Here is a 21,877-nt window from a genome sequence, read left to right as displayed (position 1 = left end):
CGCCCACTTGTGCTACTCCGGGACGCGCAGGTGGGCGCTCAGCCAGCCGAGGGCGGGCGGGATGAGCCGGCCCCAGGTGGTGAAGTTGTGGCCGCCGGTGTCGACCGTCTCCTGGTCGACCACCAGCGGCGGACGGGCCGCCGCCGCGAAGGCGCTGGAGTCGGCGTAGGTGCTGCCGTCCTCCTTGCTGTCCGCGAGCAGCACCGCCAGGGGCGGCATCGGCAGGTGGGCCAGGCGCCAGTCGAGGTCGGCCTCGGCGCGGCGCTGCGGGTCGCCCGCGAAGAGGTCGCCCGTCGTGACGTCCTCCGCCGCCTTGAAGTAGCCGGAGAGCGAGACGGCCGCCGGGAAGGTCCGCGGGTGCTCCATGCCCAGCTTGACCGCGCAGTAGCCGCCGGTCGAGTCGCCGACGATCCCCAGGCTGCCGGTGCCGTCCAGCACCCGGTAGGAGGCCCGCAGGTCGGCGGGCACGTCGGTGGTGAAGTAGCGCTGCGCCTGCGGCCCGTTCGGGATGTCCTCGCACTCGCTGTCCCGGGGCATGGTCGGCGAGGGCCGCATCAGCACCAGGACGGTCGGCTGCATCGACCCCTTGCGCAGCAGGTCGAGTTCGGCCGCCGGGTAGCGCAGCTTGGTGACCAGGTTGGCGGCGTCGCCGGGGAAGCCGGTCAGCACCAGCACGGCCGGGAAGTGCCGTGCCTCGCCGCCGGGTTGGAAGTACTGCGGCGGCAGGTAGACGTAGCCGTCGGAGCTCAGCCCGGTGGTCGCCCCGGGCAGCCGCACCCGGTCGAGCCGCCCGATCCGGGCCGGATCGCTGCCGACCGCCCCCGCGCCGGTGATCTCCGCCGGGCCGAGCACCTGCACGCCGGCCGCGCCCGCACCGGTGCCGCTGCCCGCACCGGTTCCGCCGCCCGTCCCCGTACCGCCGCCCGTCCCCCGGATCACCCCCGCGCCGTGCTCGCGCCCCAGCAGGTCGGACCAGCTGCTGTAGAACACGAAGTAGTCGTTGACGGCGAGCCCCAGCGTGACCAGTAGGGCCAGCTGGGTGACGGCGATGGTGCCGAGCCGCAGGAACATCGCGGGCCAGCTCCGGACGGCCAGCCGGGGCCAGACCCAGAGCGTGCCGAGCACCGTGAACACCGCGAGCAGCGCCGTCAGCGCCAGCAGCTTGTGGTTGGTGAGCCCCATCGGCCCCGATCTCCCCTACCGCCGTGAATCCCGGCCGTGGAACCCGGCTGCGGAACCCGGCTGTGGCACCCGGCGCTGTGGAACCCTGCCGCGAAGGCCGGCCGTGGAAGCGGAGCTCCGTACTCAAAGTAGCCGGTCGGACACCTCCGGGCACCCCACCGCGAGCCCGGGTTCCGCAACTTCGACAAGCCTGTCGAAGTTGGCATGCCCAGGCTATGCTGACCCGAAGCCCACCCCTGGTCGGGCCCCTCGCCCCGTCGACGCACGCACCGCCCAGGTGCGCCCGACCGGAAGGAGGTGCGGTCGCAGCCTCCGCCAGACGGCCCACCCGGCCGACCCTTCCCGATCGGCCAACAAGCCGTCCACATCGCCTTCTTGACGGTCCGTCAATTCTCATCCGCGATTTCACCGCCTGAACCGTGACGCGTGCCCCGGGCCGCCCACCGCCCGTTGTACGGAAGGTGAATCGCCGCGCCCGCCCGAAACCCCCGGCCGCCCCGCCGAGGAAGAGGTTCCGCATGACGACGTCCCGGACCCACCCGCGCCCCGCCGAAGCCGCGGTGCTGCTCACCGTGCTCGGCCTGCTCGTCCTGGAGGAGATCGCCCTCGGCATGGCCGAGGAGGAGGACCGCCCCGTCATCGGCGGCATCCTGATCGGCGCCTCCGGCACCGGCCTCCTGGTGGTCGGCGCGGTCCTGCTCAGCCGCTGGATCGACCTCCGCCGCCCACTCCCGCTACCCCCGCCCGGCCCCAACGGCCGCGAGTACAGCGCCCGCGCCCTCGAAGGCTTCCCGATGGAGGCCGTCCGCCCCATACTGCTCGCCGAGAACGCCCCCCAGCTCGGCCACCTGTACTCCGCCTGGATGCTCGCCCGGGCCGGCCGCCCCGCCCCCTGGATCGCCCGCCGCCTGGCCATCCCCCCGGACGCCGCCCAGCTCCTCGTCGACGCCGCCCGCACGGCGAGACTCGATCAGCGCCGCTGACCAGGCGCCGCACTCGCCTGCGCCACCAGGTACGGCACCAGCCCGCGCTCCGCCAGCGCCGACCGCCAGGCATCCCGCGCCAGCACCAGCTCCCCCGGCCCGTCCGCCGCCTCCCCGGCCTCCGGCCCCCTCGCCCGGGCCGCCCCCAGCAACCCCAGCCCGCCCACCAGCAGACTCACCGCACCCGCCCCGGCCGACACCCACCCGGCGTCCACCAGCGCGTGCGCCAGCACCTCCATGTCCTCGACCAGCCCCAGCACGGAACCCAGCAGCAGGAAGACCACCGCCGCCCCCACGGCGATGATCGGCACCACCACCCCCAGCACCCCCCACCACCCCGACGCCCGCTCCCTGGCCGGCACGTCCACCGGCAGCCGCGCCACCGCATCGGCATCCGCCCGCAACGCCGCGTACCGCTCGTACTCCGGCGCCGCCGCGGCCAGCACGAACTCCGCGTTCTCCCGCGCCGTCCGCCGCAACCGCTCCACCCCCCGGGCCTCCTCCCCACTCGCCCGCAACGCCGCCCGCACCTCCGGCGCCGAGAGCGCCCGCCCGAGCTCCGTCTCGAAGTCCGCCCGATCCTGCTGCGGCAGCCGAAGCGGCCTGTCCATGCTCGTCCCCGATCGCCGTGCGCAATGTTCTACAGAACTGTAGAACAAGGAGGCACGTTGCAGCAGCCCTGTTCACGGGTGGATTCGGTGCTCAGGAGGGGTCGGCCATGGGCACCCGGGCGAGGGCAGCACGGACCAGCTCCGCAGGGTCGGGGGCCTTGAGTCCCCACTCGCGGTACCAGTCGACGATCTGGGTCATCGAGTGTCCCGTCTTCAGTGACAGCCTCAGCAGATCGGCCAGGTCAACATCTTTGAACCACAACATGTCAATCGGCCAGGAAGGGCTTCTGGCAAGGAGGTCAACCGCCACGTCCTCATTCAGCCCGATTGGCAGGTCGTCACAGGAGGGCTCAATCCCGCGGGCCCTCAGGTGGCGGGCCAGCTCTCCGGGGCGGCGTAGCATCCTGCGCGCCCCTATGATCAAACGCGCGAAAGGCACCGGGTCTCCCACCCGCAGCTCACCCCATTCCATCACACTGCTCGGCGAGAACAGCTCATCGTCCAGCCGGGTGAGTTCCTCTGGAAGAACGATCGGAACCTCCACGCCATAGGCCCTGAACCGCTCGACGACTTCTTGTAGTGTGCAGTTCCTCGATCCAGGCAGTTCGAAGAGTCGCCTGAAGGTCAGGTCGGCCACGTCACGACGTCCTCCTCTGTCCGTGAACAGCTCCAGATCTGCCGGACAGGCGTCCATTGGCATGCGCGGCACCCGAAATCCGACGGCCCTGAGAACCTCCGCAGCCCGGTCCGCTGCGATCCCCAGGTTCCGTTCCGCCCAAAACAGGTGATCCACCGACACCTCTTCCGAGCGCGTCAGCCATGGGCGGGTGCCAGTGAGGTCCCGGCTCAATAGCGCCAGGACCTCGTCCGAGGGGAACGCCTGCAGACCCGTCGCGTCCGCCTCTAGACCATACTTCGCCATGGCTTCGGCCACCCGTCCCACCGAAATCCCATGCACTCGACCAGACTCAACCAGTAATCCCGGTGGAACCTCGTCTCCCGGTTCCGGCCCACCCCAGAACGTTCCGCCCCCCGACCGCTTCCAGAGGAATATCGGATCGGTATCGACAGCGATGGCGAGATCCACCACCTCGGGGGTGACGTCTCGACCCCAACTCACCCAGACACCCGCGGCAGCAGCCGCCGGAATGCCTCTCTGATCGGCGATGACCAGCAGGTTGTCCACTCGCGCGAACCAGTGACCGTCCGCCCGTTGCAAGTGAGAGCCGAATTCACGGGGAATGCCGAATTCATCAGCCCTAGCACGAGCGGTCTCAGGTGCGACACCGAGATCGTGGGACAGTTTCGTGAGCCAGCCGTCGTCGAGATACGTCTGAGACCACGACCTCATATCGCGCTCGACGATCGGCGCCAAGACAGCGATGTCAGAGGGAATCGCCGGGCGCACCCTCCGCTGCCCCATCAACTCAGCACAAAACTTCTCCAGCTCCGGGGACGATTTTTCCAGCCCGTGGGCCAGCGTCCGCCAGAGCACCACGTTGTCCGGAAGGCTTCCCGAAATGCTCTCCCTCGTCGATCCATCGGTGCTCTCGAACCACTCGAGGATTTCACCGTCTGCCAGGAAGCAGCCAGTCCGACGGGTATCGTAGTCGACCCCTCCGAATTCCAGCGGTCGCCCCTGCCGAATGACCTCGACGGCCACCAGATCGGCGAGCCGGTGGTTCTCCTCCGTTACCCGATGGATCCACTCCATGCTCAGCACGGCCGAGTCGCCGCTCACGAACTCGGCTACCGCTGCCTCCAGCAACCCCCGGACAGTTTCCGACAGATCGCTGATGACACGACGTCGATCGACGGACAGCACACCCGGCGACAGGCCTCCGGTGAGGTTCACCACCACACCGGGCAGTCCGCGCGGCGTGATGACCCCGCGCACCACCTCCGGCTCGACCACCAGGCCGTCCACCAGCAGGGCTCCGCCATAGGCGCACCACGTCACCTGCGCTCCCCCCGGGGCTTCGGCCCAGGGCATCATCCCGCCCATGGCGTTGAAGCCGAAGGTCTCTCCTTGGGGCGCTGCCCTCGATTTCAGGGCCCCCGGCTCCCAATAGGCCTCTCGGTCACCGTGCGCCACCGAGGTGGGGAACTCGGCCACGGCCAGTAGGCGTTCCAGGACGTCCAGAGCCGACCATGACTCGCCGAGGTCGATGTCGTCCCGCAGATAGAGCCGCACGCTGGTGCCCGGCTCGCGCCCCTTCGCCGACCGCTCGGTAGTACGGAAGAGGTGGCTCGGGCCGTAAATGGAGACATCCAGCTGCGGACCCAACTGACCTGAGGCGTCGAGGCGGCAAGTGGTGACCTGGATCTCGTCGGCGAGCATGAAGTAGCTCAGGACGCCGATGCCGAATCGGCTGTTCGGATACAGCTCGACGGGCGGGTCGACCTTGCGCCACTCGGCGCGTTCGAGCTTGAAGTCCAGCTGCTCCGCGAAGCGGGCGCCGGCGTTGGAGAAGACGCCTCTCAGCTCCTCCTCCCCCATGCCGACGCCGTTGTCCTGGCACTCCAGGTAGGCGCGGCCGTTCTCGTCCACGCCCTGGCGGAACTCGATGCGACCGTCGTAGGTGAAGGTCGCGATGGGGTTGGTGCGGTCCAGGTACTCCGTGCGGGCGCGGCGGTAGCGGCAGGCGTCGAGGGCGTTCTGGTAGAGCTCGCGGACGGCCAGGTCCCGGTCACGGTAGAGCTCAACGCCCATCAGCAGGCTGCGGACCCTGCGTTCGTCCATGCGGAAGCGCGCCCAGCCGGTGAAAGCGCCGGCGGCGGGGGCGGCTTCGTCCGAGGTGAGGCGGGTGGGAAGTGGGTGTGTCGCGAGGACCCGGCGGACGGCGTGGAGGAGTTCGTCGGCGCGGGCGGTGTACTCGCGCAGCCCTTCGACCACCGCCTCGTGGTGGCACTCGGCTCGCAACACCGGCAGGTCGTAGGAGCCGCCCCAGACGGCCAGTTCGACTGTCCGGCGCAGGTCGCCGAAGTCAACCTCGTCCGGGATTCCAAGGTGTTCCGCCACGATCTCGGGAAGGGCTGTCATCTCGATGGCGGTGCCGTACGCCAGGGCCAGGAGCAGGGCCAACCTCGGCTCCCGAACGTGCTGTTCGCCGGGGGCCCGCAGGTGGTCATCGGCGCTGAGGCTCGCCAGGTAGTCGCGGTTGCCGATGTCGGGGCCTCGGCGGAGACCGTGCAGCAGGGCGCAGACGCGCTTGAGGGCGAAGGTCTCGCCGAGGTCGGCGAGCATTGGCAACTGGTCGACGATCTCCTGGACGCCCTCGGGGTCGGCGAGGTCCTCGTGCTGGTCGAGCCAGCGATGGAAGAGCCACCAGCCGAGTGTTGCGGCAGAGGCGGGTCGGGTTCGGGTGCGGCCCACGAGCAGGTCGTAGGACTCGATGAACTGCTCGTACGCCGCCCGGTCGGGGTCAGGATCAGGTGTGCGCGCGAGGTCAGTTGGACGCACAGAAGCGCGGACCGCTGTCAGGCGCAGCGAGCGGACCCGGTAGAGGAACGGCAGGACGGCCAGCAACGCGGCCTCGGCCGGGTAAAGGTCGAGTCGATCGTCGCCGAGCAGCCAGTCGACTCGTGAAGCGAAACGCACCGCGATCCCGGGGTCCTGCCACGGGTCTTCGGCGAGCACCGTCTCGTCCCGCAGCCGGGCCAGTTCACCGACGGCCTTCAGGACGACGGACCGGTACGGCTCGGCGTCCCGGTCCTCCCGGACGTGCTTCCAGACACGCGACTCGGCAGCGGCCTTCACCCACTCGTCGGCCCCTTCCGGTACGGCCGGGGGCTGACTCCCGCCCATGTTCAGAACGCCGATGCTTCCGGTCTGCACGACCGTCCCGTGCACCCTGTCCGCCGAGTTCGACGTGCTGTCGACCATCCCTCGTACCCTCCCCGTCCCCATGTGCAGGGGACGAGCGTAGGGCAAGCGCCCCTCATGCCACGGTCAGAATCCCGCGCATGAAGTGGTGGAACGTACAGAGGTACGAGTACCCGCCGGGCTGGGTGGGAGCGGTGAGCGTCGCGCTGCCGCCCGGGGCGATCGGGCCGGTGTCGAAGGTGCCGTCCTGGGCGGTGAGGGTGTGGGCGGTGGTGCCGGTGTTGGTCACGGTGACCGCCGTGCCCGGGCCGAGGGTGAAGTCGGCCGGCTCGAAGGAGAAGTCGCGGATCGTCACCGTCCCCGTGAAGGGGCTGGGCGACGGCGGGGCCGTGGATGGCGACGGCGGCGCGACGGTACTGCTGGTCTCCTCCGGGCCCGGCACCATGAACGAGCTGACGCAGCCGGTCAGTACGGGGGCCGCGGCGAGCAGGAGGGCCGAGGCCCGGAGGAGGGTCCGCATCAGGCGGAGGTAGCGAGCAGCCTGGCCCGCTTGGAGTCGGCGGCGGCCGACGGGGTGGCGCCGATGTTGGAGACGGTGGTGGTCAGGATGGCGTCGACGTCCGGGATCCAGTTGGTGGTCTTGGACTGGACGAGGACCTGCCGGGTCTGCGGCGTGCCGTCGCAGATCACGTCCGCCTCCGCGGTCCGGCTGGAGCCGAAGGCGACGGCGGTGTTGTCCTCCGGGTCCCTCTGTTCGACCGAGACAGTGAGCGATCGGGCCTCGTCCGCGATCGAGCAGAGGTACTCGACCTGTACCCGGACCCGTCCGGGGAGCTTGGGGTCGATGACGGCGTCGCCGAGGGTGACGGTGGTGGGGACCGGCTCGTCGGCCCGGGCCGGTACGGCGGCCCCGGCAGCGCCGGTGAGGCCGGTGAGGGCCGAGGTGAGTACCGTCAGGATGATCCACCGCTGCACTGAAACCTCCGGTCTGAGGACGTATGGGCGTACGAACGCATTGCGGCCGACGTTAACCGTCCGGAGATCCACCCGCGCGCCCAACCGTCCGAACGTCATACCAACAGCCCAGCGCCCCGTCCGCAGCCCTCCCCCAGCCGGTCCCAACCGCCCCCACCCGACCCTCGCCCGCCTCGTACTGCGGCACTACGACCAGGCCCGGGCAGCCGGCCCCGCCCGATGGTGTGCGTGAGAAGTCGACCTGGCCGACTTCTCACGCACGCAGGGGGAATGACGTCGGCCCGTGCCCCAGGACGCCTGGGGCACGGGCCGGAAGGGTGCACTCCGCACAGGTCACGTCGTCAGGTGGTCGAACTCCCCCGCCTTGACGCCGCACAGGAGTGCGCCGAGCGCGCCGGGCGAAGTGGAGAGGACGATGCCGGGGTCATCGCTCTCGCGGATCTGAACAGCTCCGTCGGCGACCGCTGCGACGTAGATGCAGTTGGCGGCGTCGCCACTGAACGAGGACTTCTGCCAGTTGTGGAAGGCCATACTCAGTCCTGTCTCAGATACGCTGCGCGACACGGCGGATGAGGTCGCGGGATGGATCGGGCTGGAGCGCGATTGTCTCCAAACGGTCCATCACAGCCCGATACTTAATCAACTGCGGCTCAGTGTCGATGAACTCGGATCGATCTCCATCAACCTGGACACTGTCCAATCGTGCGACCTCGGCCTCGAAGTACACAATCCCGGCGCCAGAGCCGGGGTAGCTTCCGGTATCGAACGGAATCACCCGCAGGTCGATGTGAGGTTGCTCGCTTACGGTCAGCAGATACTCCAGTTGCGGACGAGCGACCTTCGGACCGCCGAAGCCTATGCGCAGAGCTGCCTCGTGGACGATCGCAGACAGCGGGACCGGCTGCTCGCCATGGAGCACTGCCTGCCGTTTGATTCGGTGGGAGACGAGGTGTTCCACTTCCGGTGGCGAGAGGGGTGGAACGACGTCCCGAAAGAGCGCGCGAGCGTGTTCCGGGGTCTGGAGGAGTCCGGGGATGTGAATCGCGGAGGCGATCCGCATCGCTTGCGCGTGGTGTTCGAGTTCCGCCAGGTCGAGCGCTCCGGCCGGGAGGATCTCGCGGTACTCCTCCCACCAACCGCGCGTGCGGCCGCCGGTCATGTGCGTCAGTGCCTCGATCAGGGCGTCGTCCGCGCAGCCGTAGAGACGCGCCAGGGTCCGTACGCGGTCCGCGCTCACCGGGTACCCGCCGGATTCGATGTTGCTGATGCGGGACTGCGGGGTGCCGTGCAGTTCCCCGGCTCGTGTGACCGAGAGTCCCGCCTGCTCGCGCAACCGGCGCAGCTCCGCACCGAGTCGCCGCTGCCGGATGCTCGGCGGAGTCTTGCTGGGCGGCATCCGCTGTCTCCTCGCTCTCGACCGCCATCGTCGGCGCCCGTCACCCATGGGAGTGGTAGTGATACAGATTCCTCAAAGGCGGTGGACTACATACTACCGACTGGCTACTTTTGACTCTGCGTCATGGATGCCCGCTGCCGGCGGTGACAGCAGCGCGGCGTCCAACTCCCCTACATGTAGGAGACTTCCATGAGCGCTACGCCCTCGCCAAACTCCCGCCCGACCACGCTCCGCCCGCCAGTCGAACCGACCTTCGAGCAGGAGCTGTGCGGGCTCGTGCTCGACACCGCACCCCGGCTGTTCGCCGTCGTCCAGGTGTGCGGCGAGAACGCCGACGGGTGGGTCGCGGCCTGGGGGCTCGCCGACTCGGACGGCCGGAGCCACGTGATCAGTATCGATGGGCGGACGCGGATGACCCTCTCCTCGCCCGAGCGGGCCGTGCGCCACTTCTCCAGGCGGCCGGGCATCACCGCCCGACTGATCTGGCTCTCCCCGCCGGAGGCCGCCACCGTGAGCCATGCCGCTGCGGCCTGAACCTCCCCCCTACTCCCGCTCGACAAAGGCCAGCAGGCGCTCGTTGACCAGCTCGGGCTGCTCCAGGTTGAGTCCATGCCCGGCACGTTCCAGAATCTCCGCCCGCACGCCGGGGATCAGGCGGGTGACCCGCTCCACCACCTGGCGCGGCCGCAGCAGCGCACTGCGCCTACCCACCAGGACGAGCACCGGCAGCTCGATCGACGCCAACTCCTCGTCCGTGAACGGCCGGGCCGGCGGGCGGCCGCCCGGCTTGTAGCTCCGCATGGCGAGCATCAGCGGTGCGATCATCTCGCGCGGCGCGCTCAGTGCCGGGTTGGCCAGCAGCCGGCCGACGGCCGGGCGGAGCGGGCGCGGGGCGAGCATGCCGAACAGGCCGCCGACCATGTGGGCGTAGAACCGCGCGGGGACCTTCTCGATCCCGCCCGGGTCGAGCGGCGTGACCGAGGCCAGCCGCTCGGGCGCGTGGATCGCCTGATTGAGCGCCAACCAGCCGCCGTACGACACCCCCACCAGGTGGACCCGCTCCAGCCCGAGGCCGGCCAGCACCTCCCCCAGCCAGGCCGCGTTCTCCTCCGACCCGGCCGCGACGGCGCGTTGCACGCTGCGGCCCGGGTCGTCCAGGGTGTCGATCGCGTAGACGGGGTGCCGCTCGCCGAGCGCCGCGATCTGCGGGTACCAGTTGGACGGGTGCCCGGCGTGGCCGTGCAGCAGCACGATCGGCTCGCCGGTCGTCGCGCCGTAGCGGTGGACGTGGACGCTCCCGTACGCGGTCTCGACGTCGAGTTCCCGGCGCGGGCCCGGCCAGAGTTCCATCGCCCGGTCGTACGCCTCAAGGAACTTCGCCCGAGCCGGCTCGCTGACGAAGTGTCCGACGCTGGTCCTGGTCATGATCCCTCCCTGTTTGATGGTATGGTTGTACCACAAAAAGATCCGGAAGGAACCCGATGCCGAAGCTGGTGGATCACGAGGAGCGGCGGGCCCACATCATCGACGCCCTGCTCCGCTCGGCGGCGAACAGCGGCCTGCACTCCGTCACCATGCGGTCGGTGGCCATCGAGGCCGGCGTCTCGGTCCGCCTCGTGCAGTACTACTTCGACACCAAGGAGCAGTTGCTGCTCGCCGCCATGACCCGGCTGACGGCCCGCATGGGCGAACGCGTCCAGCGGCGCGTCCGCGCGAGCGGGGCCACCGACCCGCGCGGCATCATCGAAGCCGTCCTGCTCGAAGCCGTCCCCACCGACGAGGAGAGCCGGGCCTTCCACCTCATCCACACCGAGTACGCGGTGCTCTCCGTCACCGATCCGGCCCTCGGCGGGCCCCAGTTCCTCGCCGCGCCCAACGAGATGGAGGCCTTCCTCACCGCCCAGCTGACCGCAGCCCAACAGACCGGAACCGCCGACCCGCAGCTGGACCCCCGCCAGGAGGCCGTCGTCCTCCTCGCCGTCTCCGCCGGCCTCGGCCTCAGCGTCCTGCTCGGCCAGCGAACGGCGGAGGCCGCCACCACCGTCCTGCGCTACCACCTCGGGCGGCTCTTCCCCGGCTAGGAATCTGTCCGGTCGATCACGTGGCTCACTAGACTCTCTCCTCATCCCGGAGGGGGTGGCTGAAGCAGTGATGACTCGTGAGTCGGCCATTGCGATGGTGCAGAAGATCATGGATGGGGACTGCTGCGACGACGCCGAGGTCGACCGCACGCTGGAGGCACTGGACAGGGGCCTTGGCTGTCCGAGTGGCTACGTCAGCGACTTGATCTACTCGGCCGACGGGCCGGAGCCGACAGCGGCCGAGGTCGTCGAACTGGCCCTGGCCCACCGACCGTTCGCGCTGTGAGAACGACAACCGCTCGGACGAGCTTCAGCCAGTGCAGCGCATTGTCACACGGGCGGGTGGGCCGACGGCCGACGCCCGTACGGGAACCGGTGCCGCTGGCAGGATGGCGGCCATGTCGAACACCAGGCGCGTGAAGCCGCCCACCCGTTCCCGGACCGCCCCGGGAACGTCCGTCCACACGATCAAGGTCACCCTGTCCGGCTCCGAGCCCCCGATCTGGCGTCGCCTGCAGGTGCCGTCGGGCACGGATCTGCGGCGGCTGCACGACCTGGTCCAGGCCGCGTTCGGCTGGGAGGACTACCACCTGTGGGCCTTCGAGACCGGGCGGGAACGGTACGGCGTCACCGATCGGGACCTGGGGATCCGCGACGCGACGGCGATGCGCCTCGACCAGATCGCCCCCGGCGTCGGCACGCGGTTCCGCTACATCTACGACTTCGGCGACAACTGGGAGCACGACATCCTCGTCGAGGCCGTAGGAGACGCCGAACCCGGTGTCTCCTACCCTCACTGCCTCACCGGCCGACGGGCCGGCCCGCCCGAGGACTGCGGCGGGATCTGGGGATACGAGTACCTCGTCGAGGTTCTCACCGACCCCGGCCACGAAGAACACGAGGAACGACTCGAATGGCTCGGCCTCGACTCGGCCGACCAGTTCGACCCCGCCGCGTTCGACCCAGCCGAGATCAACACCGCCCTGGCCGACTACACGACCGTACTCGTCCACGACTGAAACCGGACCGCGCCCAGCCGATCGCGCCCCCACCCCCGCCGGGGGCGATCAAGACCCTCGCAGGATCAACGCGGTGCTGCACCGGGTCTCGATCGCGGTCGTCAGAAGTAGCCGAAGAAGCGGTCCGACCAGGTGGGCCGCTGAATGTACGAGGGCAGTCGGCTCCGCCCGTCGTAGTCGCTCTCCAGTAGTTCCTCGGCCACCACGACATAGCCGAGTTCGGCCAGCGCCCGGTTGACCCTGGCGAGGTCCGCGCTGTCCAGCTCGCCCTCGGTCCGGGCTTCCTCCGTTCCGCTGAAGGCGCCCGGGTTGTCGGCGCAGACCAGCGCCAGTGAGCCGAACTTGCTGACGCAGACGACGATCCGGGTTCCGCAGACGGTCGCGTCCCCGGGAACGACGACCCGTCCGTACTCGCTGGAGTCCTGGGCGTCCTGCTCGGCCGGGCAGGGAGCAGCGAAGTCGCCTTCGAGTCGAGCCACCAGAGCACCGAAGCGAACCGCGGTCCCGCGACGGTCGTAGCGCTGCGGCCACTCCAGCCACGCCGGATCATCGAGCTCGCGCAGCAGCGCCGGCAGGTCCGCTTCACTCTCGGTCATGCGCTCATCCTGGCGCGGCAGCCACCCGCGGAACAGTCCGGGGCACCGGCGCACTCACCGCTCCCCGACCTCACCCGCCCAGGTTCAGTAGCATCAGGGATTCCGATCGTGAAGGAGTGCCGACCGCGTGAGACTCGTCAGCGACCCCGTGTACGGCGAAGTGGATCTGACGGCGTCGGCGGAGGAGCTGAACCGTCTGGCGGACGCGGTGGCCGAGGGCAAGGGGCTTCTCGGCTCTACCCCCTCGCCGGACGCCGGCGCCCTGGCGGGGATCGAGGTGAAGGGGACCGCCGGCCCCGGTGTCCTTGTCCATCTGGACTCCGAGCGGCAGTTCCTCGTGATCAGCGGTGACTCCGCCGGCCGGGCGGTACTCGCGGACAACCTGCGCGGCATGGCCTCCGCCGAGGACGGCGGCCACCTCCACATCGACTACTTTCCCGGGCACTTCTACCTTGCCGAGGGTTCCCTGCCGCTGGTGGTCAACAGTCCGCACGGAGGCATGCCGACCCGCTGAACCGGCCGTTGGTTGTTCGTGGTGACCGAGGATCCGACCAGCGGGATGCCCGCCGGGGCGGTGGTCGCTTCGTCAGTCCTGGAGCCGGCCGAGCAGTCTCCTCCTGAGCGGAGGTAGCGGTCCCGGAGAAAATGGATTGCCTCGGGGGCGGCGCTCACGTTGGCTGGGCAGCATGGCTGAACTGCGTACCGATCGCCTCGTGCTCCGTCGATGGCAAGACTCCGACCTTGAACCGTGGGCGGCTATGAATGCCGATCCTGAGGTTCGGGAGCACTTGGGCGACCTGCTCACCCGTGAACGGAGCGATGCCTCCGTGGCGCGCTTCCAGGCCGAGTTCGACCGGCGAGGCTATGGATGGTGGGCGGTTCAAGTGCAGGCCACGGGCGAGTTCATCGGCTTCGCGGGCTTGGACCAGGTGGATGATGACATGCCGTTCACGGGGGTAGAGATCGGTTGGAGGCTCGCTCGCTCGGCCTGGGGCCAGGGTTACGCCACCGAGGCCGCCCTGGCTGGTCTTGCCTTCGGCTTCGAAACGCTTGAACTCCCCGAGATCCTTGCAGTGACGACTGCTACCAACATCCGTTCCCAAGCAGTGATGCGCCGGATCGGCATGACTCGCGACCCGGCTGACGATTTCGACGACCCCACCGCGCCCGAAGGGCCACTGCGTCCGAACGTGCTGTACCGAATCGCGCGTGGTGTGAGGGCCTGACGCTCTCCCTCCTGGTCGGTCGACCCTGCGCACGCGGACAGGCTCAGCCACCACACCCCCGACGGTCGCATCGGACGTCTCCGGACATCCAACCGCTCGAACCGCCGATCCGGCGAACCTTCCCGCTCAGTACAACTAGACCAAGGCCCCCTGCTCTGCAGGCCGGCGCGGGACGCCGTGGAACACCTGGCGCGTGTGCCACTGCCGGTGGCGGTCGGCGACCGGGGGGCGGCCGGGCTGGGGGCCGATGAGCGGGCGGCCGGAGAGTGCGAGCACGTGGCGGCGGCTCGCCTCGCTGCGGCCGACGAAGCGGTCGGAGACCAGGATGCGATGGCCCTCGCCGAGGCCCAACACGCCCTTGTCGAAGAGCTTGTGGTGCAGTGAGCACAGGCACAGGCCGTTGTCGACCTCGTCCGGCCCGTCGTGCGACCACCAGCGCACGTGCGCGGCCTCCAGTCCGACCGGGCTCGCCCCGAGGGCGCCGTCGTAGCCGCAGAAGGCGCACTGGAACTCGTAGGCGGTGAGTATCAGTTCACGCATCCGCCGGTCGCGCTGACGCCGGGCCGCGGCCTCGGGCCCGCCCACGGCCCCGGTCTCGGCCCGCTCCAGGTCGAGGCCGACCGCCTCGCAGAGGTCGGCGTGCAGGGACGTCGGGAAGTGGGCGTCCAGCAGCACCCGGGCCATCCGGCCCAGCAGGGCCGGCTCCTCGCCGAGCGCGGCCCGCAGCGCGGGGGCGAGCCTGCCGGCGGCCCCGCTCGACCGGAGGACCCCGACCCCGCTGCCGGGGCTCCCCGGCCCCTGGTCGGTGCGGACCTCCCACACCCCGTCGCTGACCAGGTGGTGGAACGGGTAGGCGGGGGTCGTCGGACGCGGCGGGCCGTACTCGACGAGCAGCCGCTTCAGCTCCTCCTCGACCGCGCTGTACCGCAGTTCGCCGCCGGCGTCCCGCTGGTAGCCGCCGAGCGCGTAGAGCAGCAGCAGCGGCTTGTGCGGCGCACGCTCGCCGCCCTTCGTCCAGCGCCTCAGCCGCGCCACCCGATCGAGCCAGTCCATGTCGGCCAGCGTAGTTCGCGGCACGACGAAGGGATCACCCGGGCCGACGGGTCTGCCCCCGGCTCCCCGAGCCGGTCGAGGTCACTCCGGCCGGAATGCGCTGGCCTCGAGCGTGGCGGGTGAGCCACGATGCCCTCTCGTGCCGGTTGAACGGGGGAGAGTCATGGCCGAGGTGGCTCCGATGGATCTTGTCGTTCTCGCTGACGATGAGGGCAACGGCGTCGGGGTCACCGTCCTGGGTCGGCACCCGCGATGGTCCGGCGGGCTTGCCGCCGAGATCGCCGTGGCGACGCCCTTCGTCAGTGGGCGCATCGACCTGGTGCTGTCGGCCTCGAAGTTGGAGGAGTGGGGCCTGGCCCTGGACAGGCTCGATGTCGGCCAGGACATCGAGTGGATGGAGATGGACAGCGGACCGTCCGTCTTCATCCAGCTCACCGGTGAGCGCGGGTGCCCCGAGGTGGTTGTCGAGGACGAGTCGGGCTCGATGGTCACCGTGCGGGTTCCGATCGACCTGCCGGAAGGGTGGATCGCGGACCACCGCGAACGCCTCCGGAACCTGCTGGACGCCTGGAGCCCGATCCCGTCAGTGTAGGGATGGCAACGGCCCGGCCTGCTGTCGGCCGGAGGCGAACTGGTCGTACTGGTCGTACTGGTCGAGGAGTTCGGACGTCGCGGCTTGGTCCGGCGCGACCTCCAGGGCTGCGGCGAGGTGGTGGCGCGGCGGGCGGGGCCGGGTCGAAGGATCGGTGGAATTTTTTTCCGGATCGACCGGATGCCAACCACCCAACGGCGGCAGGCATTGTCGGCATGCCATCCAAAAGTGCCCACGAGAGCGGCCCGTCCCGCAAAGTTCGGACTTGCGGGCTGGAACGGCGTCGAAATGTGGTGCGCTTCTTTCTGCGGCGATTTCATGAATTCGCAGGTGGAGATGTGTGCTCCGTAGACGAAACCATGGCTCTGACCTGCGGAGATCAGCAATAATTTATATCAATCTGCACTACTCCAACGGCCGGTACAGGACCGTCGCTTCGGAATCAGGAGGCGGTCCACACCCTGCCCGAGCGTGGGTATCCTCGTCACCGGACCCGCAGACGGGCATGAAATGGGCGCCGCTCCCTCGCCGGAACGGCGCCCGTATGCCTCATCGGGTTCGAAATCCGTTATCCGATCCGGAAGGCATTGCCATGCTCTCACAGGAAACACCCGCACCGACCCCGTCCCGGTCGCGGCGACTGCACCTGCGGGTGACCGCCGGCGGTCTCGGCAGCCTGGCGACGGCGGTCGACCTGGGCCTCGGGTGGCGTCTCGTCCGGGCCGGGATGGGCGCGCCCCAGGCCGGGGCGATCTGCTTCGGCCTCCTGGCCGTCCCGGCGTTGGTGGCGCTGACCGCCGTCCTGTGGTCCGCCGACCGACTGGAGGCCTCGCCCCGGAGCTGACCGGGCGAGGACGGTCCGGGCACCCAGTAAATTTACTGGGTGCTCTGACTATCCTCGCCCGGAAGGGAGTTGTCACGGATCACGTGATCCGTGACATACCCCGCCCGCCGCACCGCCGCTGCGCCGTGCGCCAGGCGGCGGTGACGGCCCGGTGGGCGGTGGCGGTGGCCTCGGGGATGTCGCCGGGCAGGTGGAGCGGGGCGCCGAGGTGGACGTGCAGGGCGGGGCGGCGTACGGGGGCGGTGGCGAGTCCGGCGAGCTGTTTGGCGGTGCCGCCCGAGCTGAGGCGGCGGGCGCCGCACTGGCCGAGCGGCACCACGGGGGCGCCGGTCGCCGCCGCGAGCCGGGCGAGGCCGGTGCGGAAGGCGCCCGGTTCCGCGTCGCGGGAGTCCCGGTGCTTGGGCAGGCCGCCCTCGCCGTAGATGAGGACGACCCGGCCGGCCGCGAGCGCCGCCGCGGCCGCGTCGAGGGCTTCGGCCGCCCGGGCCGTGCCGCGGTGGACGGGGATGTGCCCGCCGGAGCGCAGCACTCCGCCGAGCACCGGTACCCGCCACAGTCCGGCGGTCGCCATCACCACCGGCTCGGTGCCCAGGCGGCGCAGCGCGGCCAGCACCACGCCCGGGGTCGGCGGCCGAGCTGTGGTTGGCCGCGACGACGCTGCCCGGGGCGACCGGGCCGGGCGTCTCGGAGGTGACGGAGAGGCGCCCGAGGACGGGCACCAGGGCGGCGGCGATCCGGCTGAGCATGGCGGGCCCTCCGTGGCCTCCGGCGTCGTGGGACCGCCATCGTCCCGGCACACCGGCCCCGCCCGCCTGAGTAGCGGTACTCAAACGGGACCGGGTGCCGGCCGCCGGGTCAGCCGCGCTGCACGGTGACCCGGTCCACGGCGGTGCCGTCCTCGGTGAGCGAGCGCACCTCCATCCGGGCGGGCCTGCCCGCGACGGCGGGGGTCACGTCGACCGCCACCAGGCAGTAGCCGGTGTACCGGACCCTGGACCAGGTGACCTTGACGGTCTGGTTGTGGCCGCTCCGGTCGGAGACCACCATCGGCACGGGCTTGTCGTTGGCGCTCTCGTGCCCGAGGTAGGTGTCGGCGGCGGGGAAGGAGTAGAGCCCGCCGCCACCGCCGCCCGCGACGACGTAGGTGGTGCCGTCCTTGACCGGGTCGACGGTGTCGCCGGAGGCGACCTTGCGGGTGGGCTTGCCGGCCCGGATGGGGTCGGTCCGCTCGTAGACGTGGTTGTGGCCGCTGAGCACCAGGTCCACCTGGTACTTGTCGAACAGCGGGGCCCAGTCCTGCTGCGCGCCGAGCTCGGCCCCGTTGTCGTGGCAGGTGGAGTACGTGCACTGGTGCAGGTAGACGACGATGAAGTCGACGCCGGTGTCGGCGCGGAGCGCGGCGAGCCGGCTCTCCAGCCACTTCTTCTGCCTGCCCTTGGTGTAGTCGAGGTTGGCGGGGGTGTTGTAGCAGACGTCGTTGCCGTCGAGGCTGATCAGGCCGACGTTCTGGTAGCGCCAGGAGTAGATGCCGGTGGACTGGCTCCAGGCGTTGTCGGGCGTGGTGAAGCGGGCGCGCATGCCGCCGTAGCCGTCGGTCCCGTACCAGGGCTCCATCTCGTGGTTGCCGATCGCCGGCATCCACGGGGTCCGCGCGGCGACGGGTTCGTTCTGTACGAAGAAGGAGTCCCACAGGCGGGCGTCGTACGCGTCGCTGGTCTTGCCGCTGCCGCCGGCGTTGGCGTAGGAGAGGTCGCCCATGTGGAGGTGGAAGGCGGGGTCGAGGCCGGCGATCAGGTTTCCGGTGGCCGCCGCGTTGTACCCGATGCCCTGGTCGCCGAAGGCGGTGAAGGTGAATCCGGCGCCGCGGCCGGGGGCGGGCGCGGTGCGGAAGCTCGCCACGTCGCCGAGCCGGGCGCCCTGGCCGGCCGGGTCGTAGCCCTGGTGGCCGACGACGTAGTAGTAGGTGGTGTCCGGGATCAGCTGGTCCAGCCGCGCGTGCAGGTAGTACTGGGTGACGGTGGTGGGCTTGACGAGGGGCTGGTCCTCGACCGGCTTCTGCCAGGAGAGCTTGCTGACCAGGGTGCGGACCTCGGCGGCGATCGGGGCGCCGTAGTCGCCCGGCTGGACGCCGATGCGGACGAACGGCGCGGTCACCGCGTCCGGCACCTGCCAGGAGACGACGACCTGCTGGGACGGGTCGGCCCCGTAGGCGAGGTGCCGGCCGAAGGGCCGCAGCGCGGATCCGGCGGTCCGCTCGCTCCGGGGCGCGGGGACGGTCGGGGCGGCGGGGGAGGTCGGGGTGACGGGGAGGGTCGGGGTGGCGAGGGCGGTCGGGCGCGGGGCCGCCAGGGCGGTGCCCGGCAGCAACAGGCCGCCGGCCGCGAGGGCCGCTCCGCCCGCCGCGCCGGCTCGGAGGAGGTCGCGCCGGGAGTGCCGTGGGGTCTCGGTCTCGGACATGACATCAAGTTAGGAAACTTCCCTAACCTTTGACAAGAGGTCCGGCACCACCGGACGTGTTTTCGATTCCCTTTCACGGCAGGCGAGTTGGTACGACAGCGAGGGCCCGCCGCGCACGGGCGGCGCGGCGGGCCCTCGACGACGGGTGCGCTACCGGCCGGCGCCGACGACCGACCGGCCCTGCGAGCCCTCGCCCTGGGAGTCCTCACCCTGGTCGTCGTCGTCCCAGCCGTCGCTGCGGTCGCGGTACAGGGTGAAGCGGTCGTACAGCACCGGCGTCGGGAGCGGGGCGGCGGCGGTGGCCGGGACGGAGTGGTAGTAGCTGACGGTGATGGCGGTCCGGCCGCCGGGCACCGTCCCCGGGTCGACGTCGAAGACCGCGACGCCGTAGGGGTAGCGGGTGTCCGGGTCGGTGACGGCGGACCAGTGGGCCTTCTCCTTGGCGTCCGGGTCGGCCTTGTAGGTGAGGCGCTGGGTGCGGACGGAGGCCTCGCGGACGCCGTCGGCGTCGGCGGGCAGGTAGACGTCGTCGTGCCCGGCGGTGCCGCCGCCGCCCAGGATCAGGTGGACGGTGCCCTGCGAGGTGTCGATCTGCCGCAGGTCGTCGTCGGCGACGGCGGGGGTGAGCAGGCCGCCGGGGGCGGTGCCGCGCACCGGGTGGGTGCGCTCGTAGTCGTGGTCGTGGCCGGCCAGCACGAGGTCGACGCTGTGGCGGTCGAGCAGCGGCAGCAGCTTCTCCCGGATGCCCATGTCGCCGCCGTGGCTCTGGGCGGAGGAGGACATCGCGAACTGGTGCAGGTAGACCACGATCCAGTCCACCGAGCTGCCGCCCCGGGCCCGCGACAACAGCCGGTCCAGCCAGCGGAGTTGGGCGCCGTCGCTGTACCCGCTGATGTAGATCGACTGCCCGGTGGCCGGGTCGATGCTGGCGTCGTCCTCGACCGCTATCTCGTTGCCGTCCAGGCTGACGAAGAGCACCGAGCCGATCTGGAAGCCGTACCAGGTGCCGCAGTGGTCACGCGTGCCGTTGTCCGGCAGCTCGAAGCGGGTCAGGTAGGAGGCGTAGCCGAGCTCCCCGCCACCCGCCTCGACCTCGTGGTTCCCGGGCGTGGGCATCCACGGGCGGTGGGCGGCCGATGCGGACATGTTGTTCATGAACGCGTTCCAGGCCTGCGGCTGGCGCTGCGGGTTGTTGTTGGCGTACGCGAGGTCGCCGTTGAGCAGGTGGAACAGCGGGTCGAAACCCTCGACCTGACGGACCGCCGCCGCGCCGTGGATGGAGGACTTGCTGAACACGTTGTCGCCGGTGCCGAGGTCGCCGAAGCTGGTGAAGCGGAACGCTGCCCGGCCGGGCGCGGGAGCGGTGCGGAAGGTGCCGCGGACCGGCTGGGCGCCGTCGTGCAGCACCTCGTAGACGTACGTCGTGTCGGGCCGCAGGCCGTCCAGGCGGGCGTGGTGGGTGAAGGTCTCGACCTTGTTGAGGCCGTCCACGTAGCTGCGGCTGCGCGCGTGCACCGTCCGGCCGGCGCCTTCGCGCGGGGTGCCGATCCGCACCCGGGGACGGTTCACGGACGCCGCCGTCGCCCAGGAGACCGTCATCTCGCGGGAGGGCTCGTCGCCCCACTGGAGGTGGACCTGCTCCGGACCGGGCGTGCCGGCCACCGCCGGCTGGGTCCACAGCAGGGTGGACGCGGGCAGCGCGGCGAGCGCACCGGCCGCCGCACCGGTGCGAAGGACCGTCCTTCGAGACGTACGGGATGTGCGGGAAGTACGAGAGGGTTGTGCCGCCACTGCCGCCTCCTGGGCTCGGGGAAACGCCGAGGAGGCTCCCAGCCGCACCGCACGGCCGGGTCACGCCCAGCCGTGCGGACGGCGAACGGCAGCCGAACGGCGGGTGGCCGGGAACCCTCGGTGCACGACCTTGTCCCCGGTCGGCCGGGCGGCGCGGGAGCCCCGAGGTCGCGGCGCGGGAGCCGGGGCCGCGACGACGGCTGCCGGCGCCGGAAGCGGGCGGCAGGCGCACCAGCGGCGAGGTGACGAGGCACCAAAGCGACGAAACGGCAAGGCGACGAGGAGTACGGCCGGTCGGCCGCCGACCACCGGGGTGGCCCCGGACCGCCGCGCGGGTGACCCGTCGGACGTGTCGTCCACGGAACGCACCGTCCGGCGTGCATGGGTGGGAGTGCGCCGCCCCCGTGGACGGCGCCGGTCTTGTCCCCGAGTCTGAGAGCCGCCCATGCCTCCCACCGTTCGCCTGCGCCGCATCGTCCCGACCGCGCTCTGCGCCCTCACCGTGGCCCTCGCCGCCCCCGCGGCCCACGCCGCGCCGCCAGGCCGCGACAGCCGGTCCGACCCCGGGAGGGAGGGCGGCGGCTCGTACGACTGGGACCGCGTGGCGGCCTGCGAGAGCAGCGGAAACTGGCGCATCAACAGCGGCAACGGCTACTACGGCGGCCTCCAGTTCGACCAGCCCACCTGGCGGGAGAACGGCGGCCTCGGCTACGCCCCGCGCGCCGACCTCGCCAGCCGCGAGCAGCAGATCGCCGTCGCCCAGCTCCTGGCCGAACGTCGCGGCCTCTCCCCCTGGCCCGTGTGCGGCGCCCGCGCCACCCACGGTCAGGGCCGCGACAACGCCCCGCCGCCCCCGGCCCACGCCCACACCCACACCCACGCCGCCCCGGTCGAGTCCGAGGACGGCACCTGGACGGTCCGCGAGAACGACACCCTCGCCGACCTCGCCGAGTCCCTGCGCGTCCCCGGCGGCTGGCCGGCGCTCTACGAGCTCAACCGCGACGCGGTCGGCGAGGACCCGGACCTCATCCATCCCGGACTGGTCCTCGAACTCCCCTCCTAGGACCGGTCGAACCCGACCGCCGCCCGCGCCCGCCCAGGCGCGGGCGGCGGTCCGTCGTTCCGCCCCGGACACGCCGCCGGCCCCGGCCCGCCCCCCGGGCGGGCCGGGCGGGGGGGGCGGGGGGGGGGGGGCCGGGCCGGGGGGGGGGGGCCGGGGGGGTAGGGGCGGGGGGGGGAGGGGGC

Annotated in this window: 23 protein-coding genes and 1 pseudogene; 10 read left to right on the top strand and 14 right to left on the bottom strand. The window is 71.0% G+C overall.

The window, feature by feature from the left end:
* Positions 1-12 precede the first annotated feature (12 nt).
* The gene (locus ACFCY1_RS15070; RefSeq protein WP_375874813.1) at positions 13-1,182 is read right to left on the bottom strand and encodes an alpha/beta hydrolase; all 1,170 of its coding nucleotides are present in this window, start codon (positions 1,180-1,182) and stop codon (positions 13-15) included.
* A 518-nt stretch (positions 1,183-1,700) separates the two neighbouring features.
* Between ACFCY1_RS15070 and ACFCY1_RS15065 the strand changes: the two genes are divergently transcribed.
* Positions 1,701-2,165, top strand: a complete 465-nt coding sequence (locus ACFCY1_RS15065; RefSeq protein ID WP_117487037.1) for a hypothetical protein — start codon at positions 1,701-1,703, stop codon at positions 2,163-2,165.
* On the opposite strand, the gene ACFCY1_RS15060 is transcribed toward ACFCY1_RS15065, so the two are convergent.
* The 6 genes from ACFCY1_RS15060 to ACFCY1_RS15035 form a co-directional block, all read right to left on the bottom strand.
* Positions 2,153-2,776, bottom strand: a complete 624-nt coding sequence (locus tag ACFCY1_RS15060) for a hypothetical protein (protein ID WP_117487038.1) — start codon at positions 2,774-2,776, stop codon at positions 2,153-2,155. The genes ACFCY1_RS15065 and ACFCY1_RS15060 overlap by 13 nt on opposite strands.
* Positions 2,777-2,867: 91 nt before the next feature.
* Entirely contained in the window at positions 2,868-6,662 is a 3,795-nt protein-coding gene (locus tag ACFCY1_RS15055; protein WP_375874812.1) for an ATP-binding protein, read from the bottom strand.
* A gap of 55 nt (positions 6,663-6,717) precedes the next feature.
* On the bottom strand, positions 6,718-7,122 hold the full coding sequence (locus ACFCY1_RS15050; RefSeq protein ID WP_375874811.1) for a cupredoxin domain-containing protein: 405 nt from the start codon (positions 7,120-7,122) through the stop codon (positions 6,718-6,720).
* Complete coding sequence (locus tag ACFCY1_RS15045; protein ID WP_375874810.1) at positions 7,122-7,577, bottom strand: hypothetical protein; 456 nt, start codon at positions 7,575-7,577, stop codon at positions 7,122-7,124. The genes ACFCY1_RS15050 and ACFCY1_RS15045 overlap by 1 nt, the downstream gene beginning before the upstream one ends.
* 333 nt (positions 7,578-7,910) lie before the next feature.
* Positions 7,911-8,108, bottom strand: a complete 198-nt coding sequence (locus tag ACFCY1_RS15040; RefSeq protein ID WP_375874809.1) for a DUF397 domain-containing protein — start codon at positions 8,106-8,108, stop codon at positions 7,911-7,913.
* A gap of 13 nt (positions 8,109-8,121) precedes the next feature.
* The gene (locus ACFCY1_RS15035; RefSeq protein WP_375874808.1) at positions 8,122-8,973 is read right to left on the bottom strand and encodes a helix-turn-helix domain-containing protein; all 852 of its coding nucleotides are present in this window, start codon (positions 8,971-8,973) and stop codon (positions 8,122-8,124) included.
* A gap of 189 nt (positions 8,974-9,162) precedes the next feature.
* Between ACFCY1_RS15035 and ACFCY1_RS15030 the strand changes: the two genes are divergently transcribed.
* Complete coding sequence (locus ACFCY1_RS15030; protein WP_375874807.1) at positions 9,163-9,507, top strand: hypothetical protein; 345 nt, start codon at positions 9,163-9,165, stop codon at positions 9,505-9,507.
* A 9-nt stretch (positions 9,508-9,516) separates the two neighbouring features.
* Here ACFCY1_RS15030 and ACFCY1_RS15025 read toward each other — a convergent pair whose 3' ends face one another.
* A complete protein-coding gene (locus tag ACFCY1_RS15025) occupies positions 9,517-10,398 on the bottom strand; it encodes an alpha/beta fold hydrolase (RefSeq protein ID WP_375874806.1) in 882 nt (293 codons plus the stop codon).
* Between the two features lie 56 nt (positions 10,399-10,454).
* Here ACFCY1_RS15025 and ACFCY1_RS15020 point away from each other — a divergent pair, with 56 nt between their 5' ends.
* The 3 genes from ACFCY1_RS15020 to ACFCY1_RS15010 all read left to right on the top strand — a co-directional run bounded on the left by ACFCY1_RS15020 (position 10,455) and on the right by ACFCY1_RS15010 (position 12,073).
* On the top strand, positions 10,455-11,054 hold the full coding sequence (locus tag ACFCY1_RS15020) for a TetR/AcrR family transcriptional regulator (protein ID WP_375874805.1): 600 nt from the start codon (positions 10,455-10,457) through the stop codon (positions 11,052-11,054).
* Between the two features lie 55 nt (positions 11,055-11,109).
* Entirely contained in the window at positions 11,110-11,340 is a 231-nt protein-coding gene (locus ACFCY1_RS15015; RefSeq protein WP_375874804.1) for an e9imm peptide, read from the top strand.
* A gap of 112 nt (positions 11,341-11,452) precedes the next feature.
* Positions 11,453-12,073, top strand: coding sequence for a plasmid pRiA4b ORF-3 family protein (locus ACFCY1_RS15010; RefSeq protein WP_375874803.1), 621 nt, complete (start codon positions 11,453-11,455; stop codon positions 12,071-12,073).
* A gap of 101 nt (positions 12,074-12,174) precedes the next feature.
* Here the strand turns inward: ACFCY1_RS15010 and ACFCY1_RS15005 are convergent, their stop codons facing one another.
* On the bottom strand, positions 12,175-12,669 hold the full coding sequence (locus tag ACFCY1_RS15005) for a hypothetical protein (RefSeq protein ID WP_375874802.1): 495 nt from the start codon (positions 12,667-12,669) through the stop codon (positions 12,175-12,177).
* A gap of 127 nt (positions 12,670-12,796) precedes the next feature.
* Here ACFCY1_RS15005 and ACFCY1_RS15000 point away from each other — a divergent pair, with 127 nt between their 5' ends.
* The gene (locus ACFCY1_RS15000; protein ID WP_375874801.1) at positions 12,797-13,183 is read left to right on the top strand and encodes a hypothetical protein; all 387 of its coding nucleotides are present in this window, start codon (positions 12,797-12,799) and stop codon (positions 13,181-13,183) included.
* A gap of 172 nt (positions 13,184-13,355) precedes the next feature.
* A complete protein-coding gene (locus tag ACFCY1_RS14995) occupies positions 13,356-13,895 on the top strand; it encodes a GNAT family N-acetyltransferase (RefSeq protein WP_049650069.1) in 540 nt (179 codons plus the stop codon).
* 135 nt (positions 13,896-14,030) lie between these two features.
* Here the strand turns inward: ACFCY1_RS14995 and ACFCY1_RS14990 are convergent, their stop codons facing one another.
* On the bottom strand, positions 14,031-14,948 hold the full coding sequence (locus ACFCY1_RS14990; protein WP_049650070.1) for a phosphorothioated DNA-binding restriction endonuclease: 918 nt from the start codon (positions 14,946-14,948) through the stop codon (positions 14,031-14,033).
* 181 nt (positions 14,949-15,129) lie between these two features.
* Between ACFCY1_RS14990 and ACFCY1_RS14985 the strand changes: the two genes are divergently transcribed.
* The gene (locus ACFCY1_RS14985; protein ID WP_375874800.1) at positions 15,130-15,540 is read left to right on the top strand and encodes a DUF5959 family protein; all 411 of its coding nucleotides are present in this window, start codon (positions 15,130-15,132) and stop codon (positions 15,538-15,540) included.
* On the opposite strand, the gene ACFCY1_RS14980 is transcribed toward ACFCY1_RS14985, so the two are convergent.
* Complete coding sequence (locus tag ACFCY1_RS14980) at positions 15,532-15,735, bottom strand: hypothetical protein (protein ID WP_375874799.1); 204 nt, start codon at positions 15,733-15,735, stop codon at positions 15,532-15,534. The genes ACFCY1_RS14985 and ACFCY1_RS14980 overlap by 9 nt on opposite strands.
* A 397-nt stretch (positions 15,736-16,132) precedes the next feature.
* On the opposite strand from ACFCY1_RS14980, the gene ACFCY1_RS14975 reads away from it, so the two are divergent.
* The gene (locus ACFCY1_RS14975) at positions 16,133-16,384 is read left to right on the top strand and encodes a hypothetical protein (RefSeq protein ID WP_375874798.1); all 252 of its coding nucleotides are present in this window, start codon (positions 16,133-16,135) and stop codon (positions 16,382-16,384) included.
* A gap of 79 nt (positions 16,385-16,463) precedes the next feature.
* Here the strand turns inward: ACFCY1_RS14975 and ACFCY1_RS14970 are convergent.
* The 3 genes and pseudogenes from ACFCY1_RS14970 to ACFCY1_RS14960 all read right to left on the bottom strand — a co-directional run bounded on the left by ACFCY1_RS14970 (position 16,464) and on the right by ACFCY1_RS14960 (position 20,503).
* Positions 16,464-17,130 (bottom strand): annotated as a pseudogene (locus tag ACFCY1_RS14970) (lysophospholipid acyltransferase family protein).
* A 109-nt stretch (positions 17,131-17,239) separates the two neighbouring features.
* Complete coding sequence (locus tag ACFCY1_RS14965; RefSeq protein WP_375874797.1) at positions 17,240-18,841, bottom strand: purple acid phosphatase family protein; 1,602 nt, start codon at positions 18,839-18,841, stop codon at positions 17,240-17,242.
* A 150-nt stretch (positions 18,842-18,991) separates the two neighbouring features.
* Positions 18,992-20,503, bottom strand: coding sequence for a purple acid phosphatase family protein (locus ACFCY1_RS14960; protein ID WP_375874796.1), 1,512 nt, complete (start codon positions 20,501-20,503; stop codon positions 18,992-18,994).
* A 574-nt stretch (positions 20,504-21,077) separates the two neighbouring features.
* On the opposite strand from ACFCY1_RS14960, the gene ACFCY1_RS14955 reads away from it, so the two are divergent.
* Entirely contained in the window at positions 21,078-21,695 is a 618-nt protein-coding gene (locus tag ACFCY1_RS14955) for a transglycosylase family protein (RefSeq protein ID WP_074002499.1), read from the top strand.
* Positions 21,696-21,877: the final 182 nt, after the last annotated feature.

It is taken from the genome of Kitasatospora sp. NPDC056273 (assembly GCF_042268845.1).
In the GTDB taxonomy this organism is placed as follows: Bacteria; Actinomycetota; Actinomycetes; order Streptomycetales; family Streptomycetaceae; genus Kitasatospora.
Note: the sequence above shows the minus strand (reverse complement) of the source record. Positions and strands in the feature narration are given on the sequence as shown.

Bases quoted from the DNA above. Each gene is read 5' to 3' on its own strand.
- ACFCY1_RS15065 (WP_117487037.1), top strand. From the start codon at position 1,701: ATGACGACGTCCCGGACCCACCCGCGCCCCGCCGAAGCCGCGGTGCTG.
- ACFCY1_RS14965 (WP_375874797.1), bottom strand. From the start codon at position 18,841: ATGTCCGAGACCGAGACCCCACGGCACTCCCGGCGCGACCTCCTCCGA.
- ACFCY1_RS14995 (WP_049650069.1), top strand. From the start codon at position 13,356: ATGGCTGAACTGCGTACCGATCGCCTCGTGCTCCGTCGATGGCAAGAC.
- ACFCY1_RS15020 (WP_375874805.1), top strand. From the start codon at position 10,455: ATGCCGAAGCTGGTGGATCACGAGGAGCGGCGGGCCCACATCATCGAC.
- ACFCY1_RS15040 (WP_375874809.1), bottom strand. From the start codon at position 8,108: ATGGCCTTCCACAACTGGCAGAAGTCCTCGTTCAGTGGCGACGCCGCC.
- ACFCY1_RS15025 (WP_375874806.1), bottom strand. From the start codon at position 10,398: ATGACCAGGACCAGCGTCGGACACTTCGTCAGCGAGCCGGCTCGGGCG.
- ACFCY1_RS15035 (WP_375874808.1), bottom strand. From the start codon at position 8,973: ATGCCGCCCAGCAAGACTCCGCCGAGCATCCGGCAGCGGCGACTCGGT.
- ACFCY1_RS15055 (WP_375874812.1), bottom strand. From the start codon at position 6,662: ATGGTCGACAGCACGTCGAACTCGGCGGACAGGGTGCACGGGACGGTC.
- ACFCY1_RS15005 (WP_375874802.1), bottom strand. From the start codon at position 12,669: ATGACCGAGAGTGAAGCGGACCTGCCGGCGCTGCTGCGCGAGCTCGAT.
- ACFCY1_RS15010 (WP_375874803.1), top strand. From the start codon at position 11,453: ATGTCGAACACCAGGCGCGTGAAGCCGCCCACCCGTTCCCGGACCGCC.
- ACFCY1_RS14955 (WP_074002499.1), top strand. From the start codon at position 21,078: ATGCCTCCCACCGTTCGCCTGCGCCGCATCGTCCCGACCGCGCTCTGC.
- ACFCY1_RS15070 (WP_375874813.1), bottom strand. From the start codon at position 1,182: ATGGGGCTCACCAACCACAAGCTGCTGGCGCTGACGGCGCTGCTCGCG.
- ACFCY1_RS14990 (WP_049650070.1), bottom strand. From the start codon at position 14,948: ATGGACTGGCTCGATCGGGTGGCGCGGCTGAGGCGCTGGACGAAGGGC.
- ACFCY1_RS14975 (WP_375874798.1), top strand. From the start codon at position 16,133: ATGCTCTCACAGGAAACACCCGCACCGACCCCGTCCCGGTCGCGGCGA.
- ACFCY1_RS15050 (WP_375874811.1), bottom strand. From the start codon at position 7,122: ATGCGGACCCTCCTCCGGGCCTCGGCCCTCCTGCTCGCCGCGGCCCCC.
- ACFCY1_RS14985 (WP_375874800.1), top strand. From the start codon at position 15,130: ATGGATCTTGTCGTTCTCGCTGACGATGAGGGCAACGGCGTCGGGGTC.
- ACFCY1_RS15030 (WP_375874807.1), top strand. From the start codon at position 9,163: ATGAGCGCTACGCCCTCGCCAAACTCCCGCCCGACCACGCTCCGCCCG.
- ACFCY1_RS15060 (WP_117487038.1), bottom strand. From the start codon at position 2,776: ATGGACAGGCCGCTTCGGCTGCCGCAGCAGGATCGGGCGGACTTCGAG.